A 578-nucleotide genomic window follows, 5' to 3' on the forward strand; every position below is an offset into this window, starting at 1 on the left:
GAGGGAGAGAGAGGGAGAGAGCCGGGATGTCGTCCAGCCCCGCCCTCAATGGCAGGAGAATCTGTTCAAGGCGCCGCGCATTAGCGGATTCGGTCAATTTGTCCAGCGATATCGCGTGGGAGAGGTCGAACGGGCCTGCCTTGACCCGTCTGAGATAAGTGACGTGGCCGACAGTGCCAAGGGCGTGTGCGATGTCGCGGGCAAGGCTGCGGATATAGGTGCCCTTGGAGACGTGGGCGGTGAGGGTGACGGCATCAGCCGTCGCCCCGGCGGAGGCCGGGGCCGCTGGGCTACTTGGCGATGGCAGTGCCCCAACTCCAGCGGCCCCGGCCTCCGCCGGGGCGACGGCAAGAGAATGCACCGTCACGCTCCTCGTCGCGAGCACCACCTCTTCCCCCGCCCGCGCCAGATCATACGCCCGCTCGCCATCCACCTTCAGCGCCGAATAGGCCGGCGGTACCTGCTCGATCGGTCCGGTGAAGCGCGGCAGCACCGCTTCCACCTCGGCCAGCGTTGGCCGCGCATCGCTCTCCGCGATCGCAATACCCTCACCATCGAGCGTGTCGGTCTCAACCCCG

The 578-nt window shown here is 67.3% G+C and carries 1 pseudogene; it reads right to left on the minus strand.

The window, feature by feature from the left end:
* Positions 1 to 578, minus strand: a pseudogene (locus tag AC1DRD_RS22750) (tRNA pseudouridine(55) synthase TruB); the annotation flags it as partial.

The organism is Sphingomonas sp. P4_G2 (assembly GCF_056401155.1).